This is a genomic window from Streptomyces sp. NPDC029122 (genome assembly GCF_055569445.1).
Window position 1 is genome coordinate 112,100 of record NZ_JBVHWK010000016.1, and the last position, 14,488, is coordinate 126,587.

The following is a 14,488-nucleotide window of genomic DNA, read 5'->3' on the forward strand; positions in this document are numbered from 1 at the left end:
TACGTACGTTCTCATGACCCTGGGGTATTCAAGCAGCCGACCGGAATCCGACGTTCAGACACCGGTCGTTCCGGCGTCGACCTACCGTCTCCAGCTCAGCCCGCGCTTCACGTTCGCGGCGGCCGAGGCAGCCGTGCCGTACCTCGCCTCGCTCGGCGTGTCGCACCTGCACCTGTCCCCCGTGCTGGAGGCGGTGCCGGGCTCGGAGCACGGGTACGACGTCGTCGACCACGCGCGGGTCCGGGCCGAGCTGGGCGGCGAGCCGGGGCTGCGCGCGCTCGCGGCGGCGGGACGGGCCCACGGGCTGGGGCTGGTGCTGGACATCGTGCCGAACCACATGGCGGTACCGGTGCCGTTGCGGCTCAACCGGCCCCTGTGGGAGGTGCTGCGGGAGGGGCCGGGCTCGCCGTACGCCCGGTGGTTCGACATCGACTGGGAGGGCGGCGGGGGGCAGGTCCTGCTGCCGGTGCTTGGCGGGCCGGACGAGGGCTGCGAGGTGGTGGCCGGGGACGGCGGCGAGGAGCTGCTCCGGTACGGGGGCGGGCTGGAGCTGCCCTTGCGGGCGGGGACGGCCGGGCTGCCGCTCCGGGAGCTGCTGGACGCGCAGTGGTACCGGGCCGCCTGGTGGCGCGAGGCGCGGACGGCCCTGAACTACCGGCGGTTCTTCACGATTTCCGACCTGATCGGAGTGCGGGTGGAGGACCCCGCCGTGTTCGCGGCCAGCCACGGGAAGGTCTTGCAGCTGGTGCGGGACGGGGTGGTGGCCGGCCTGCGGATCGACCACGTGGACGGGCTGGCGGATCCGGAGCAGTACCTGCGGCGGCTGCGGGCCGCGGTCGGGGGCGGCTGCTGGATCGTGGTGGAGAAGATCCTGGCCCGCCGGGAACGGCTGCCCGCGTCCTGGCCGGTGGCCGGGACCACCGGGTACGACGCGCTGCACCGGGTGGACGGGGTGTTCACCGATCCGGTGGGGGTGCGCCGGCTGGCGTGCACGTACGCGGAGGCCGCCGGGGGGCCTCCCTCGTGGGAGGAGACCGCCTCGGAGGCCGGGCGGGAGGTGCTGACCGTCGACCTGGCCGCCGAGCTGGCGACGCTGGAGCGGTGGGCGGGCCCGGCACTGGCCTTCGGCGTGCGGGAGTTGCTCCTCGCCTCGCCGGTGTACCGGACGTACCCGGGCGGGCCGGGGCCGTCGGCGGCGACCCTGGAGCGGGCCGCCGCGCGGGCGGGGGCCGCGGCGGTGGAGGGCGTACGGGAACTGCTGCTGCGGGACCCCGCCTTCGCGGCGCGTTTCGCGCAGACCTCGGCGGCCCTGCGCGCCAAGTCCCTGGAGGACCGGGCCTTCTACCGGTGGGCGCCGCTGCTGTCGGCCACCGAGGTCGGCGGGGAGCCGGGGGATCCGGCGGTGTCCGTCGCCGGGTTCCACGCGTACTGCGCGGAGCTCGAACGGGACTGGCCCGCCTCCGGGACGGTGCTGTCCACGCACGACACGAAGCGCAGCGCGGACGTACGGGCGCGGATCTCGGTGCTGTCGCAGGCCCCGGAGGCGATGGGGGAGCCGGGCGGGCCGCCCGGGGCCGACCCGCAGCTGGCGTGGGTGGCCCGGCAGAGCGCGCTCGGCCTGGGGGAGGCACCCGAACGGGAGTCCCGGCTGGCGGCCGCCCTGCTGAAGGCCGCGCGGGAGGCGGGGGTGCACACCTCCTGGACCGACCCCGACGAGGGCTACGAGGCGGGCATCGCGGCTCTGGTGCCCCGGGAGGCGGTGGAGCTGCCGCCGGAACTGGCGGAGGCCGCCCGGGCCAACCTGCTGGGGATGACCCTGCTGCACCTGGCGATGCCGGGGGTGCCGGAGGTGTACCAGGGCTGCGAGTACGAGTGCCGGGCGCTGGTCGACCCGGACAACCGCCGCCCCGTCGACTTCCCCCGGAAGGCGCTGGCCGCCCTGGACGCCGGCGCCGCCCCGCCGGACCTCGCCCGGGAGAAGCTCGCGCTGACGGCGGCGCTGCTGCGGCTGCGCCGCGACCGGCCCGGACTGTTCACCGGCTACGCCCCCCTGCCGGCCCGGGGCCCGGCCGCCGGCCACTGCGTGGCCTTCACCCGTCCGGCCGGGCTCATCGCGGTGGCCACCCGCCTCTCCCACCGCCTGGCGGCCGCGGGCGGCTGGCGCGGAACCTCCCTGGAGCTGCCCGAGGGGCGGTGGGCGCGGGTCGGCGGACGGCGGGGCGGGCCGGCCGGCGCCGAGTACGGGGGGCGGGTGGCACTGGCGGAGCTGCTGGAGGATGTGCCGGTGGCGGTGCTGGTGCGCGAGTAGGCGTACCAGGGGGCAGGGGCCGCCCGCCGGGGATCGCGGGACGGCCCTCAGGCGCTCCGGCAGAGGGCCGTGTCCACGAGCTTCTCGACGTGCTTGGTGACCGCTCCCTCGACCGGGTCGGTGGTCACCGCGACGGCGGCGGCGCGGCCGTCTTCGGTGACTCCCCCGCGGGTCTCGTAGCCGGCGATGTCGCCGCCGTGGCCCCAGTAGACGCCGCCGCACGACAGCGGCCTGCTCATCAGGCCCAGCCCGTAGCCGGCGCCCGTGTCGCCGAGGGGGACGGTGGTGCGCATCTGGGCGAGCTGGGCGGGCCGCAGGAGGCGGCCGTCCAGGAGCGCGGTGAGGAACTGGTTGAGATCGGCGTTGGTGGAGATCATCTGGCCGGCGGCCCAGGACGGGGAGGGATCGATCTCCGTGACCTCGCGCAGGGGCGCGCCCGGCGAGTCCTGGTGGTAGCCCTTGGGGTGGGGTTCCCGGATGGTCATGTCGCCGGCGGTGGGGAAATAGGTGTGGCGCAGTCCGAGGGGCCGGACGATCCGCTTGTCGATCTCCTCGCCGAGGGGGCGGCCGGTGATCTTCTGGACGATGAGGCCGGCCAGTACGTAGTTCGTGTTGCTGTAGGCCCAGCCGGTTCCCGGCGCGAAGAGGGCCTTGTGCCGGAAGGCGATGTCGAGGATGTCGCGGGGTTCGAGGTAGCGGTGGCCGAGGATGTCGTCGATGACGTCCGCCTCGTAGTCGGGCAGCCCGCTGGTGTGCTGGAGGAGTTCGCGGACGGTGATGCGCCGCCCGTCGATCCCTTCGCCGCGCACGAGGTCCGGGAGGTGGGTCTCGACCTTGTCGTCGAGGCCGATCCTGCCCTCGCCGACCAGCTGCAGCACGACCACGGCGGTGAACGTCTTGGTGTTGCTGCCGATGCGCACCTGACCGTCCCTGGCGCCGGCGGTGTACGTACGGGTGCGCCCGTCGCGGTCCTTGACGCTCGCCAGGGCGGCGGGCACGCCGTCGTCGGCCACCAGGGCGTTCAGCCCCTGCTGGACGGGGTCCGGGCGGGCGGTGGCGGCCGCGGCCGGGGCCAGGGCGCCGAGGGCCATGACGGCCGCGGCCGCGGCTCGTACGAGGGTCCTGCGCCGGGTCTGCCTGGGCATGGGGGAACTCCTATGGAAATGCGGGGAATCGGTGGTGTGCCCAGCATTTCCGTATGCGGCGGTCCGGGCGATCCTGCTGCCCGGATGCCGCGGGGTGGGGCTTTCCCCCGGCGGAAGGCGGGACCGGAGTCCTGCCGGTCCGGGCCCGGCCCCCCGGTGGGGCCGGGCCCGGGGACGGTCAGTGCCAGGTCTGGTAGGGGCTCTTCTGGGCGTGGGTGCCGCACGGGAAGGTGCGCAGGTGGAACTGGGGGCTGTCGTCCAGGCACAGGCCGGTCGCCTGGTTCTTGAACTCGACGGAGCCGTCCGGGTAGCGGTGGACGATCCAGCTCTCGTCCTTGGCCTTGTCGCACGGCTGCGCCGAGGCGGTCCCGCGCGGGTGGTCGGTGAGGCAGAGACCGGTCTTGCGGTTCCGGAGCTCGCGGGTGCCGTCCCCCCACTGGTGGACGTTCCACTTCTGGTGGTCGTTGCCCAGGCACGTGTAGGTGCGGACGCCGGCGTCGCTGTCGTCGAGGCAGGCCGACGTCGCCGCGTTGCGGAAGGTCTGGACGCTGTCGAGCGTGTCGGCCTCGGCGGTGGTGGTCGCCAGGGCGGTGGCGAGCAGGATGCCCGCCAGGATGGTCGTACGGGTGTTCATGTTCGCTCCTGGGAGGGGTCAGCCGACGATGTTGACGGGGCGGTAGGCGTGGTAGCCGTCGCGGCCGCTCACGCCGTAGGAGTGCTTCTTCCAGCGCGTTCCGACGCCGCCGGCCTGCTCGTAGGACTTGTAGACGGTGTGCGCGCTGTTGGCCCAGCCGTCGAAGATGACGACGTGGCGGTTGTCGGCGCTGTTGCTGTTGGCCTTGATGACCAGGTCGCCGGGGGCGAGGTCCTTCATGGCGATGCGGCGGGTGAAGCCGTCGTTCTTGAGGGAGACGGTGTTGGGGCCGGGCTTGCGCAGACCGAGGGTCATGGAGACGTAGCCGGAGCAGTCCTGCCGGTAGCCGTCCTTCCAGTACTTGGTCTGGCTGTAGGGGACGGGGCGGCCGTTGTTGGCGGTCAGCCACGTCCTGGCCCGGGCGAGGACCTCCGAGCGGGTGATGCGGGGAGCCGCCTGGACCACCTCGGCCGAGGAGCCGGCCGCCGGGGCCGGCGGCGCGGTCAGCGCGAGGGAACCCAGGGACAGGAGGGTGGTCAACGCGGCCATGGCCACGCGGCGGGTGAGATTGACGGACATGCCCGTCCTCCGATTTCCGGCAGGGGGAATGCGCCGGTACGGCGCAGGTGGTGGGATCGCCGCTCACTCGACTGGGAGCCGGCTGATGCAGAGTCTGCGGCGGTCCGGCGAGGCCTCGCAACGCTGTCCCGTTTGCTTCGGGCAAGTCGGGATCCCTACCCTTCTGACCTGCTGGGACATGACCATCCCGGGACAGGGGCGAGCATGGTGGACGTCGGCGGGCGCAGCCCGGGGCAACAACTGGGCGGGGCGCTGAGGGCGCTGCAGCAGCGGTCCGGACGGACGCTGCGCTCCCTGGAGTCGGAGGTGATGATCAGCGACTCCTCGCTGTCCCGCTACTTGCGCGGCAGCACGGTCCCGCCGTGGAGCACCGTCCGGGACCTGTGCCGGGCCCTGGGCGCCGACCCGGCGGAGTACCGGGCCCTGTGGGAGGCGGCGGACCGCAGCCAGCCGGCGCCTGCGCCGCCGCCCCCGGCCTCACCGTGGTGGCGCGGCCGCTGGGCATGGGCGGCCGTCGGCGCCCTGGCCGGTCTGGTGCTCGGCACCGCGCTCTGCCTGCTCGTCCTGGTGCCCGGGGCGCCGCCCGCGCAGCCGTCGGCGCAGCCGCGTGCGGCCGGCGGGGCACCCGCGCCGCCGCGGAACGACATGACGCGGATCTTCGTCAACCGCTCCACGGGCAGCTGCCTGGACCACAGCCTCGACCAGGGGCTGCGCTCCTTCCCGCCCAACGGCATGAGCTACCAGCGCTGGACCGTCCACCCGCTGCCCGACGGCACCAGCACCCTGAGGAACCACGCCACGGGCGCGTGCCTGGACAGCGGCGACGGCGGACTCGACGCCCGCTCCTGCGACAAGGCCCCGTCGCAGCGGTGGACCGTCACGACATGGCCCGACGCCTCGGCCGAGGTCAAGAGCCGGACCACCGGCCAGTGCCTGGACGACGGCCCCGCCGGCCTGCGCGCCCTGCCCTGCGACCGGTCGGACCGTCAGAAGTGGGGCTGACCCCGGCTCCGCCGGAAGCGGACCGGCTTCTCGCGCCACCGGCCACGGGGCCCTGCCGGGCGCACGCACGTTCGGTCCCCGCGGAGCAGTAGCCGGCCGGTGTGGCGGGCATGGCATCACATGTGACCCTCATCCGTGACATGCGCTACCCCACCCCGCACGAACTCGCCCTGGCCGGCCGGGCACTGGCGGACGAGCACCCCGGCCGGGTGCGGATGCGGCAGGCCGGTGTCTCCCGGGGCGGCAGGCCGCTGTGGCTGCTCTCCGTCGACGGGCAGCGGGGCGGGCCCCGGGAGGTGCTCGTCGTCGCCGGGGCCCATGCCAACGAGCCCGTCGGCGGGGCGACCGCGCTGGACCTCGCACGGCGGGTGATCCGGGCCGGGGGCGGCGGGGCCGGCTGGCACTTCCTGCTCTGCGCCGACCCCGACGGCGCCGACCTGCACCGCACGCCCCGCCCGTACTCGCTGCTGGACTACCACCGCAACTTCTACCGGCCGCCCGGCCCGGAACAGCCCGAGTGGGCCCCGTCCTTACTCCCCCCGGACCGGCTCCCGCCCGAGACCCGCACCCTGACCGCGCTCCTGGACCGGCTGCGGCCGGTCCTGCAGGTCTCCCTGCACGGTACGGATCTCGGCGGGTCCTGGGTCCAGCTGACGCGTGACGTACCCGGGCTCGCCGAGCCCTTCGGGACGTCGGCGGCCGAGCTGCGGATCCCGGTGGAGACCCGGGCCTCCGACGCGGCCGGGTGGGCCACCCCCGGGCCCGGGATCTTCGTGATGCCGCAGGCCGGGAGCGAGGACACCCTGCTCAGTACCTGGTGCCACCACGGGACCACCGCGATCGTCGAAGTCCCCATGTGGGCCTCCCCCCTGGTGGAGGACCCCGCCCCGCACCCGGACCCCCGGGCCGCCCTGCGCATGCTGGCGGAGCGGCTGACCGGTGAGGCCGCGCGGGTGGCCGGGCTGCGGGAGGGGATCGCGGCCGCCGGGCCGGGCGCGGCCGCCCTGCTGCGGGCGGTGGACTGGACGCTCGGGCTGATCCCGCAGGTCACCGCCGGGTGGACGGCTCCCGGGGCCCCCTCCGAGGCCACCACGGCCTCCCTCGGCAGCATCGACGCCTTCGGGCGGCGGCTCTCGCTGCGCGCCGCCGCGATGCTGCTGCGCGTCCTGCGGTCCCAGGCCCATCCGTCGGCGCCCGCCCTGGACCGCCTGGTGACGGGGTGGTGCGAGGAGTTCTCCTCCCGCTTCCAGGCCCGTTGGGTGCCGGTGGCCACGCAGGTGGAGCACCAGTCGCGGACGGTCCTGGCCGCGTACGGGTGTCTTCAGACCGGCCAGGCGTAGCGCCGCTTGGGGCGGCCCGTGGCGCCGAGGCGGTCGTAGAAGCGGATCGCGCCCTCGTTCCAGTCGGGGGTCTGCCATTCGACGTGCTCGAGGCCGAGGCGTCGGGCGAGACCGGCCACGCCCGCCATCAGGGCCGCCCCGAGGCCGTGGCCCCTGGCCTCCTCGGCGAGGTAGAGGCAGTCCATGTGGAGGTAAGGGCGGGCGTCCCAGAACGCGAACTCCTCCGAGCAGGCGGCGTATCCGGCCACCGTGCCCCCGGGAGTCTCGGCGAGCAGCACCCACAGCCGGGCGTCCTCGGCGAACAGCCGGGGACCGAGGTGCTCGCCGAGGTCCGCGGGGCGGGGTGCCGACTTCTCGTACGCGACGTGCTCGTGGATGAGTTCGGTGAGACGCGGAAGGTCTTCGGGGCGGGCGGGGCGCACGAGGCCGGTGGGGTCCATGGAGGGCATACTGCCGGGCCCTGGCCCCCCGTCAAAGGCCGGGACGGCGACGGGATCGCGGAGGCGTGGCGACGGCAGCGCAATGTGACCGCACCGGTCGCGTCCCCGGCCCCGCCCTCAGTACTCCGAGAGCCGGAAGCTCACCCGTCCGAATCCCACCTGGTCCCCGGGCCGCACCACGGCCGCCCCCGTCACGCGGCGCCCGTTGACGGTGGTGCCGTTGGTCGAGCCGAGGTCCCGCAGCAGCCACGTCCCGTCCCGCATGCTCAGCTCCGCGTGCGCCCGCGAGACGGTGTCATGGCTGAGCCGCAGCCCGTTGCCGGGGTCGCGGCCGATCCGCAGCGGGCCGGCGGCCGGGTGGGGGAACAGCAGCGCGGGCAGGCGCTCCACCTGCCAGGCGCGGCGCACGCCGGCGGACACGGCCGAGGCCCGGCCCACCCAGCCGAACAGCCGGCTGCTCCACGGGCTCGCGGCGTCGCGCGCTCCCTCCCGCGTCTGGAGGTCGGCGAGGAGGACGGCGAGGTCCTCGGGGCGACGGGCGGCCAGCGCGAGTTCCATTCGGCGCAGGAAGGTGTCGTGCGACAGCCTGCCGAGGGCCGCACCCTCCCTGAGGTGGCCCAGCGCCCGGTCGCGCTCCGCATCGGAGAGCCGGGGGGCCGGATAGGCGGGGAACTCGAAACTCGACGTCACAGGGTGATTGTCGGCCCGTCGGGTGCGGAGTGTCCAGAACTCCCCCGCCGCGCCCGGAATGATGGGCACGATACGGGCAGGATACGCATGCTGGACACCGCCGGAGACGAGGGGACCGTCCGTGCAGTTCGAGGTGTGGGCACCGCTGACAGGTCGGGTCGCCATGCGACTGAACGACACCACCTACGAGATGAGCCCCGACCCGGCCCCCGGCCGCTCCGGCTGGTGGGTCGCCGAGGCCCCGGCGGCCGACGGCGACCGGTACGGGTTCCGCCTCGGCGACGATCCGGTGGTCCGGCCCGATCCGCGCGGGCGCCGGCTGCCCGACGGTACGGAGGGTCTGTCGGCGGTGGTCGACCTGACGGCCCTCACGCCCCGGGTGCCGCCGCCGCGCGTCCCGCTCCAGGACGCGGTCCTGTACGAGCTGCACGTCGGCACCTTCACCCCCGAGGGCACCTTCGAGGCGGCGGCCGCCCGCCTGGGGTATCTGGCCGGGCTGGGCGTCACGCACGTGGAGCTGATGCCGGTGTGCCCCTTCCCGGGCCGGCACGGCTGGGGGTACGACGGGGTGGCGCCGTGGGCGGTGCACGAGCCGTACGGAGGTCCGGCGGGACTGGCGGCCTTCGTGGAGGCCGCGCACGCCGCCGGGCTGGGGGTGGTGCTGGACGTGGTCCTCAACCACTTGGGTCCCTCCGGGAACCATCTCCCCGCGTTCGGCCCGTACTTCACCGACACGCACCACACGCCCTGGGGCGCGGCGGTGAACCTGGACGCGCCCGGCTCCGACGAGGTCCGCTCGTACCTGATCGGGAGCGCGCTGGCCTGGCTGCGGGACTACCGGATCGACGGCCTGCGGCTGGACGCGGTGCACGCGCTGGCCGACGGGCGGGCGCTGCACTTCCTGGAGGAGCTGGCGGCGGCCGTGGACGGGCTGGCGGCGGAGACCACGCGCCCGCTGTTCCTGATCGCCGAGTCCGACCAGTGCGACCCCCGGCTGACGACGCCGCGCTCCGCCGGGGGCCTGGGGATGCACGCGCAGTGGAACGACGACTTCCACCACGCGCTGCACTGTGCCCTGACCGGTGAATCGCAGGGTTATTACGCCGACTTCGCCGAGGCCCCGCTCGGCGCCCTCGCCAAGACCCTGACGCGGGCGTTCTTCCACGACGGCACCTGGTCCTCCTTCCGCGGCCGCACCCACGGCCGGCCGGTGGACCGCCGCCGCACCCCCGCGCACCGCTTCGTCGGCTACACCCAGACCCACGACCAGGTCGGCAACCGGGCGCTGGGCGACCGGCTGTCCGCCTCCTGCTCCCCCGGGCTGCTGGCCTGCGCGGCGGCGCTGGCGCTGACGGGGCCCTTCGTACCGATGCTGTTCATGGGCGAGGAGTGGGGGGCCGGCACCCCGTGGCAGTACTTCACCGGCCATCCCGACCCGGAGCTCGCCGAGGCGGTGCGCAGCGGCCGGCGGCGGGAGTTCGCGTCGCACGGCTGGAAAGCGGAGGAGATCCCGGACCCGCAGGACCCGGCGACCCGCGACCGGTCCTGCCTGGACTGGGCCGAACCGGAGCGGGAGTCGCACGCCTGGCTGCTGGAGTGGTACCGGACCCTGATCCGGCTGCGCCGCACCCATCCGGACCTGCGCGACCCGGACCTCGCGGCGGTCCGGGTGGCGTACGACGAGGAGCGCCGCTGGCTGACCTTCCGGCGGGGCGAGGTACGGGTGGTGGTGAACCTGTCGACGGAGTCGGTGACGGTGGCGCTGGGCCGCAACGGGGTGCGGGTGCTGGCCGCCTGGGAGCCGGTGGAACATCCGGGTCCGGACGGGCGGATCCACGTACCGGGCGAGTCGGCGGTGGTGCTGGGGCCGTGACGCCAGCGGGCCCCGGGGGCGCCGCCCGGTCCTCGACGGGCGCGGTCCGGTCCTGCGGAGGGTCCGCTACGGGAGAGCGGTGAGGAACGCGGAGATCAGCGGGGCGATTTCCGGGAGGTGGGTTTCCAGGGCGAAGTGGCCGGCGCCCTCGAAGACGTGGACGTCCGCGTCCGGGGCGTCCCGCAGGTACGCCTTCGCCCCGGCCGGGGTGAAGAAGGGGTCCCCGGCGCCCCAGACGACCAGCACCGGCACCCGCGCCGACCGGAGCCAGGCCTGCCAGGCCGGGTAGTGCGCGAAGTTGGAGGCGTAGTCGAAGGCGAGGTCGGCCTGGGCGTCGGTCCGCCCCGGCAGGTTCAGGTAGTGCACGTCCAGGGTCCAGCTGTCGGGGGAGAGGAGGCCGGTGTCGGCGACGCCGGTCTCGTACTGGAAGCGGGTGCCCTCCAGGGTGAACAGCCCCCGTACCCGCTCTTCGTCGGCCGGGACCTCCCGCCGCAGAGCGGTGAACTCGCGGGCGGCGTCCGACAGGCCCTCCTCGTACGCGTTGCCGTTCTGGACGATCAGCCCGGTGACCCGTTCGGGGCGTCGTGTGGCGAGCCGCAGTCCGACCGGGGCGCCGAAGTCGAAGACGTACAGGGCGAAGCGGTCGAGGTTCAGGGCGTCGGTGAAGCCCTCCACGATGTCGGCGAGCCGGTCGAAGGTGTACGTGAACCCCTCCGGCGCCTCGGTCCGGCCGAAGCCGGGGTAGTCCGGGGCGATCAGGCGGTAGGGGGTGTCGCCGAGGGCGTCCATCAGGCGGGCGAACTGGTGCGAGGCGGTCGGGAAGCCGTGCAGGAGCAGGAGGACGGGGCCGTCGGCGGGGCCGCTCTCGCGGTAGGCGACGCGCACGCCGTCCACGTCGACGGTGCGGTGCCGGACGGACGGGATGGTGTGGCGAGCGGTCATCACATGCCTCCTGGGTGCGTGGTGGCATTAGCTTTGCCGATCACGCACTAATGGGTCAAGTGATTCAGGTAGCATTAGCCATGTGAAGGTGACCTTTCCGCTTACCGGCGAGCCCCTGGCTCTGGACCTCCTCAACACCCGCACCGCCGCGGGCGACCTCGTCGCCGATCCCGCTGGCCTCGCGGCGTGGCTGGCCGAGCAGGCCGGGAGGCTGACGCCGGTCGGAGAGACGGGCACGGCCGAGGTGGCCGCCGTACTGGCCGTACGGGAAGCCGCGCGGTCGGCGCTCGACGCCGCCCTGCGCGGTGAGCGGCCGCCGGCCGACGCGCTGCGCGCGCTGAACGGCGCCCTGTCCGCGGCTCCGTCCCACCGGGAGCTGACCTGGACCGAGGAGGCCGGCCTCACGGCGACCCCGCACCGGCCGCCCGGCCCCGCGCGGCGGCTGGCGGCGGAACTGGCCGAAGCCGTCACGGAGCTCCTGACCGATCCCCGCGTGACGTCGGTCCGCGCGTGCGAGGCGGAGGACTGCGTCCTGCTCTTCCTGCCCGCGCATCCGCGACGCCGCTGGTGCGTGGCGTCCGCCTGCGGCAACCGTGCGCGAGTGGCCCGCTATTACGCCCGCCACAAGCGCCCGTGACACCCGTCGCGGGCCGGGTCAGGAGCCGGTGCGGTGGTCATACCGGGGACCCTGCCGTGAGGCGGGCGGCGAGCGCGGCGGCCGCGCCGGACAGGCCGGCGGGCGCGAGCAGCTCCGTACGGTGCGCGAGGCGGGGTGCGGCGAGCGGTACGGCGACCCCCGCGCGGGCGGATTCGGCGAGCGGACGCGGCAGCAGTACGAGGCCGTGCCCGGCGGCGGCGAGAGCGCACAGGGCGTGCAGGTCGGTGCCGTCGTAGCGCAGGCCGCCGCGTCCGGCGGTGAGCGGCAGCCCCACGTCCGGCGCGTCGAGCCAGCGCGCGTCGGCGAGGTCGTCGAGCCGGACGGAGTGCCGCGCGGCGAAGGGGTGCCCGGCGGGGAAGAGGACGGCGAGCTCCTCCTCGCCGACGCCGGTGACCCGCAGCGGGGCCACGTCGGGCAGCCGCAGCGGGTCGCTCGGGGCGGCGAGGCCGTCGACGAGCCCGAGGTCGCAGTCCCCGGCGGCGACGGCGGCGGGCACCCGGGCCGGGGGCAGGACGCGCAGGGTGACGCCGGTGGCGGGCAGGGCGGCGAGCAGCCGGGGGGCGGCGGCGAGCGGGGAGGCGGCGAGGGTGACCCGGCCGGGCGGGGCGGCGGCCAGCCGCAGTACGTCGGCGCGGGCCGCGTCGAGCCGTAGCAGCAGCGGCCGGGCGTGCTCCAGCAGCCGCGCCCCGGCCGGGGTGGGGGCGACGGGCCGCCGGGTGAGCAGCTCGGTGCGCAGGTCGCCCTCGAGCGCGGCGATGTGCTGGGAGACGGCGGACTGGGTGTAGCCGAGTTCGCGCGCGGCGGCGGAGAAGGAGGCGAGGCGGGCGACGGCGGTGAAGGTGCGGAGCAGGTGCGGGTCCATGCCCGCAGGATGGCACCGCCCCTCAGCACCGCTATCAGCACCGCCGCCCATCAGCACCGCCCCTCAGCACCGCTCATCAGCACCGCTTATCGGCCGTGCAGGAAGGGTCGTTGGCGCTGGAGCGGTACGGGGTCGCAGGATGATCCGCATGACCACCGCGCAGACCGCGTACGGCTCGGCCGTCGCCCGGATCGCCCTCGTCGGCGACCGCTCCCCGCACGTGGAGTCCCACACCCGGCTCCCGCTCCTGCTCGACGCGCTGGCCGCCCGCGAGGGGCTGGTGCTGGACGCGTACTGGATCCCGACCTCGGGGGCCGCGGCGGAGGCCGCGGCGGGGACCCTGGCCGGGTTCGACGCCGTGTGGGTGCTGCCGGGCAGCCCGTACGCGAGCGAGGCCGGGGCGCTGGCGGCGATCCGGGTCGCCCGGGAGGAGGGCATCCCCTTCCTCGGGACGTGCGGCGGCTTCCAGCACGCGCTGCTGGAGTACGCCCGCCACGTCTGCGGGCTGGAGGGCGCCGCGCACGCCGAGAACGACCCCGGGGCGGACGACCCGCTGATCGCCCTGCTGAGCTGCTCGCTGGCCGGGCACGAGGGGCTCGTCCACGCCCAGCCCGGCTCCCTGGCCGAGTCGGCACTCGGGGCGGAGCGGTCGACGGAGCGCTACCACTGCCATTACGGGCCCGCGGCCCGCCACCTGCCGGTGCTCGCCGCGCACGGGCTGCGGCTGTCCGGGCACGACGGGCAGGGGCGGGTGCGGATGGCGGAACTGCCCGGGCACCCCTTCTTCCTCGCCACCCTCTTCCAGCCGGAGCTCGCCGGGGACGGGTCGCGTCCGCACCCGGTGATCCGCGCCCTGGCCGTCGCGGCCGTCGCCCGCGCCGTGCGCCGTACGGCCGGGACGCCCGCCGGCGGCCGGGCCGCCGGATGACCCGTCGCGGGACCACCCGTGGGATCGGCTATGCTGTGCGTGCACGACGAACGGGTGGTCAACGCCCTTCGTGGTGGGTGTAGCTCAGTTGGTAGAGCACCTGGTTGTGGTCCAGGTGGCCGCGGGTTCAAGTCCCGTCACTCACCCTGTTGGTCCCGTAGGGGGTACGAGGTTCGCCTCGTACCCCCTACGGGCTTTCCCCCCGGACGGACCCGCGGTCAGCCGCGCAGGAAGGCCTCCACCTCCGTGACGAAGGCCACGGGGGTCTCGTGCGGCGGATAGTGGCCGGCGCCGGGGATCGTCACGACCCTGCAGTTCGGGTACGAGGCCTGGAAGGTTCCCCGCATGACCTCGGCGGTCAGGGCCAGGTCGTACTCCCCCACCAGGACGAGCACCGGCACGGTGCTGCCCTTGACCGCGGCGGACAGGTCGCGCGGCTGCCAGTCGGCGAAGTAGCCGGCGAAGGCCTCGGGGCGGGAGACGGCGAGGGAGTGGCCGACCATGCGCTCCAGCCAGTGGCGGCTCGCCCGGTGGCCGGTGACGAGGTCCAGGATGGTGCGGCGCTTGTCGGGGTCCTCGGCGGCCCCGTGGAAGAGGGCGTGGGTCGCGTCGTCCATCGCGTACGGCCCGGCGGGGACCGGGGTGAGCCCGATGAGCTTCTCGACGCGCTCGGGGGCGCGGGCCAGGACCTGCTGGGCGGCCTTGCCGCCCATGGAGTGGCCGATCAGGGAGAAGGTGTCCCAGCCCAGCTGGTCGGCGAGGGCGAGGACGTCGTCGGCGATCTCGGGGAGGGTGTAGCGGCCGGACACGTCCCGGCGCTCGCCGTAGCCCCGGTAGTCGAGGAAGGCGTACGAGAACCCCCGCGGGTCCAGGTAGTCGAGCACGGAGCCCCAGTTGGCGGAGGTACCGAACCAGTCGTGCAGCACGATGACACGGACGGGTCCGGTGCCGATCCGGCGATGGGCGATGGCCATGCGTTCTCCCTCGGTGACGGGGGTGGTGGAAAGCGACGCCGTAGGTACTGCCCATCCGGCCCACGGTCACACCACCGCCCGCGGCCGCCCCGACGAGCGCGCAGCCGGGCCGG

14 protein-coding genes and 1 tRNA gene are annotated in these 14,488 nt (G+C 75.0%); 7 read left to right on the top strand and 8 right to left on the bottom strand.

The window, feature by feature from the left end; translation table 11 throughout:
* Positions 1-13: 13 nt before the first annotated feature.
* Positions 14-2,308: a malto-oligosyltrehalose synthase gene (treY, locus tag ACZ4WZ_RS19825; protein ID WP_467891996.1), complete on the top strand. Its 2,295-nt coding sequence runs from the start codon at positions 14-16 to the stop codon at positions 2,306-2,308.
* A 47-nt stretch (positions 2,309-2,355) separates the two neighbouring features.
* Here the strand turns inward: treY and ACZ4WZ_RS19830 are convergent, their stop codons facing one another.
* The 3 genes from ACZ4WZ_RS19830 to ACZ4WZ_RS19840 form a co-directional block, all read right to left on the bottom strand.
* On the bottom strand, positions 2,356-3,453 hold the full coding sequence (locus tag ACZ4WZ_RS19830) for a serine hydrolase domain-containing protein (RefSeq protein WP_467891998.1): 1,098 nt from the start codon (positions 3,451-3,453) through the stop codon (positions 2,356-2,358).
* 178 nt (positions 3,454-3,631) lie between these two features.
* Positions 3,632-4,087, bottom strand: coding sequence for an RICIN domain-containing protein (locus ACZ4WZ_RS19835; RefSeq protein WP_467892000.1), 456 nt, complete (start codon positions 4,085-4,087; stop codon positions 3,632-3,634).
* Between the two features lie 18 nt (positions 4,088-4,105).
* Positions 4,106-4,666 carry a C40 family peptidase gene (locus tag ACZ4WZ_RS19840; RefSeq protein ID WP_467892002.1) on the bottom strand — a complete coding sequence of 187 codons (561 nt, stop codon included), beginning with the start codon at positions 4,664-4,666 and terminating at the stop codon, positions 4,106-4,108.
* A 204-nt stretch (positions 4,667-4,870) separates the two neighbouring features.
* Between ACZ4WZ_RS19840 and ACZ4WZ_RS19845 the strand changes: the two genes are divergently transcribed.
* Both ACZ4WZ_RS19845 and ACZ4WZ_RS19850 read left to right on the top strand, forming a co-directional pair.
* Entirely contained in the window at positions 4,871-5,668 is a 798-nt protein-coding gene (locus ACZ4WZ_RS19845) for an RICIN domain-containing protein (RefSeq protein WP_467892004.1), read from the top strand.
* A 122-nt stretch (positions 5,669-5,790) separates the two neighbouring features.
* Positions 5,791-7,008, top strand: a complete 1,218-nt coding sequence (locus tag ACZ4WZ_RS19850; protein ID WP_467892103.1) for a M14 family zinc carboxypeptidase — start codon at positions 5,791-5,793, stop codon at positions 7,006-7,008.
* Here ACZ4WZ_RS19850 and ACZ4WZ_RS19855 read toward each other — a convergent pair.
* On the bottom strand, positions 6,990-7,448 hold the full coding sequence (locus tag ACZ4WZ_RS19855) for a GNAT family N-acetyltransferase (RefSeq protein WP_467892006.1): 459 nt from the start codon (positions 7,446-7,448) through the stop codon (positions 6,990-6,992). The two genes, ACZ4WZ_RS19850 and ACZ4WZ_RS19855, sit on opposite strands and share 19 nt — an antisense overlap.
* A gap of 117 nt (positions 7,449-7,565) precedes the next feature.
* Positions 7,566-8,138, bottom strand: coding sequence for an FHA domain-containing protein (locus tag ACZ4WZ_RS19860; RefSeq protein WP_467892008.1), 573 nt, complete (start codon positions 8,136-8,138; stop codon positions 7,566-7,568).
* 121 nt (positions 8,139-8,259) lie between these two features.
* Between ACZ4WZ_RS19860 and treZ the strand changes: the two genes are divergently transcribed.
* A complete protein-coding gene (treZ, locus tag ACZ4WZ_RS19865; RefSeq protein WP_467892010.1) occupies positions 8,260-10,011 on the top strand; it encodes a malto-oligosyltrehalose trehalohydrolase in 1,752 nt (583 codons plus the stop codon).
* A gap of 66 nt (positions 10,012-10,077) precedes the next feature.
* On the opposite strand, the gene ACZ4WZ_RS19870 is transcribed toward treZ, so the two are convergent.
* The gene (locus tag ACZ4WZ_RS19870; RefSeq protein ID WP_467892013.1) at positions 10,078-10,953 is read right to left on the bottom strand and encodes an alpha/beta fold hydrolase; all 876 of its coding nucleotides are present in this window, start codon (positions 10,951-10,953) and stop codon (positions 10,078-10,080) included.
* A gap of 88 nt (positions 10,954-11,041) precedes the next feature.
* Here ACZ4WZ_RS19870 and ACZ4WZ_RS19875 point away from each other — a divergent pair, with 88 nt between their 5' ends.
* A complete protein-coding gene (locus tag ACZ4WZ_RS19875; protein WP_467892015.1) occupies positions 11,042-11,590 on the top strand; it encodes a CGNR zinc finger domain-containing protein in 549 nt (182 codons plus the stop codon).
* A gap of 37 nt (positions 11,591-11,627) precedes the next feature.
* Here the strand turns inward: ACZ4WZ_RS19875 and ACZ4WZ_RS19880 are convergent, their stop codons facing one another.
* On the bottom strand, positions 11,628-12,473 hold the full coding sequence (locus ACZ4WZ_RS19880) for a LysR family transcriptional regulator (protein WP_467892017.1): 846 nt from the start codon (positions 12,471-12,473) through the stop codon (positions 11,628-11,630).
* 148 nt (positions 12,474-12,621) lie between these two features.
* Here ACZ4WZ_RS19880 and ACZ4WZ_RS19885 point away from each other — a divergent pair, with 148 nt between their 5' ends.
* Entirely contained in the window at positions 12,622-13,401 is a 780-nt protein-coding gene (locus tag ACZ4WZ_RS19885) for a CTP synthase C-terminal region-related (seleno)protein (protein WP_467892019.1), read from the top strand.
* A 73-nt stretch (positions 13,402-13,474) separates the two neighbouring features.
* Positions 13,475-13,547: transfer RNA gene (locus ACZ4WZ_RS19890), tRNA-His, on the top strand.
* 72 nt (positions 13,548-13,619) lie between these two features.
* On the opposite strand, the gene ACZ4WZ_RS19895 is transcribed toward ACZ4WZ_RS19890, so the two are convergent.
* Complete coding sequence (locus ACZ4WZ_RS19895) at positions 13,620-14,375, bottom strand: alpha/beta fold hydrolase (protein ID WP_467892021.1); 756 nt, start codon at positions 14,373-14,375, stop codon at positions 13,620-13,622.
* Positions 14,376-14,488: the final 113 nt, after the last annotated feature.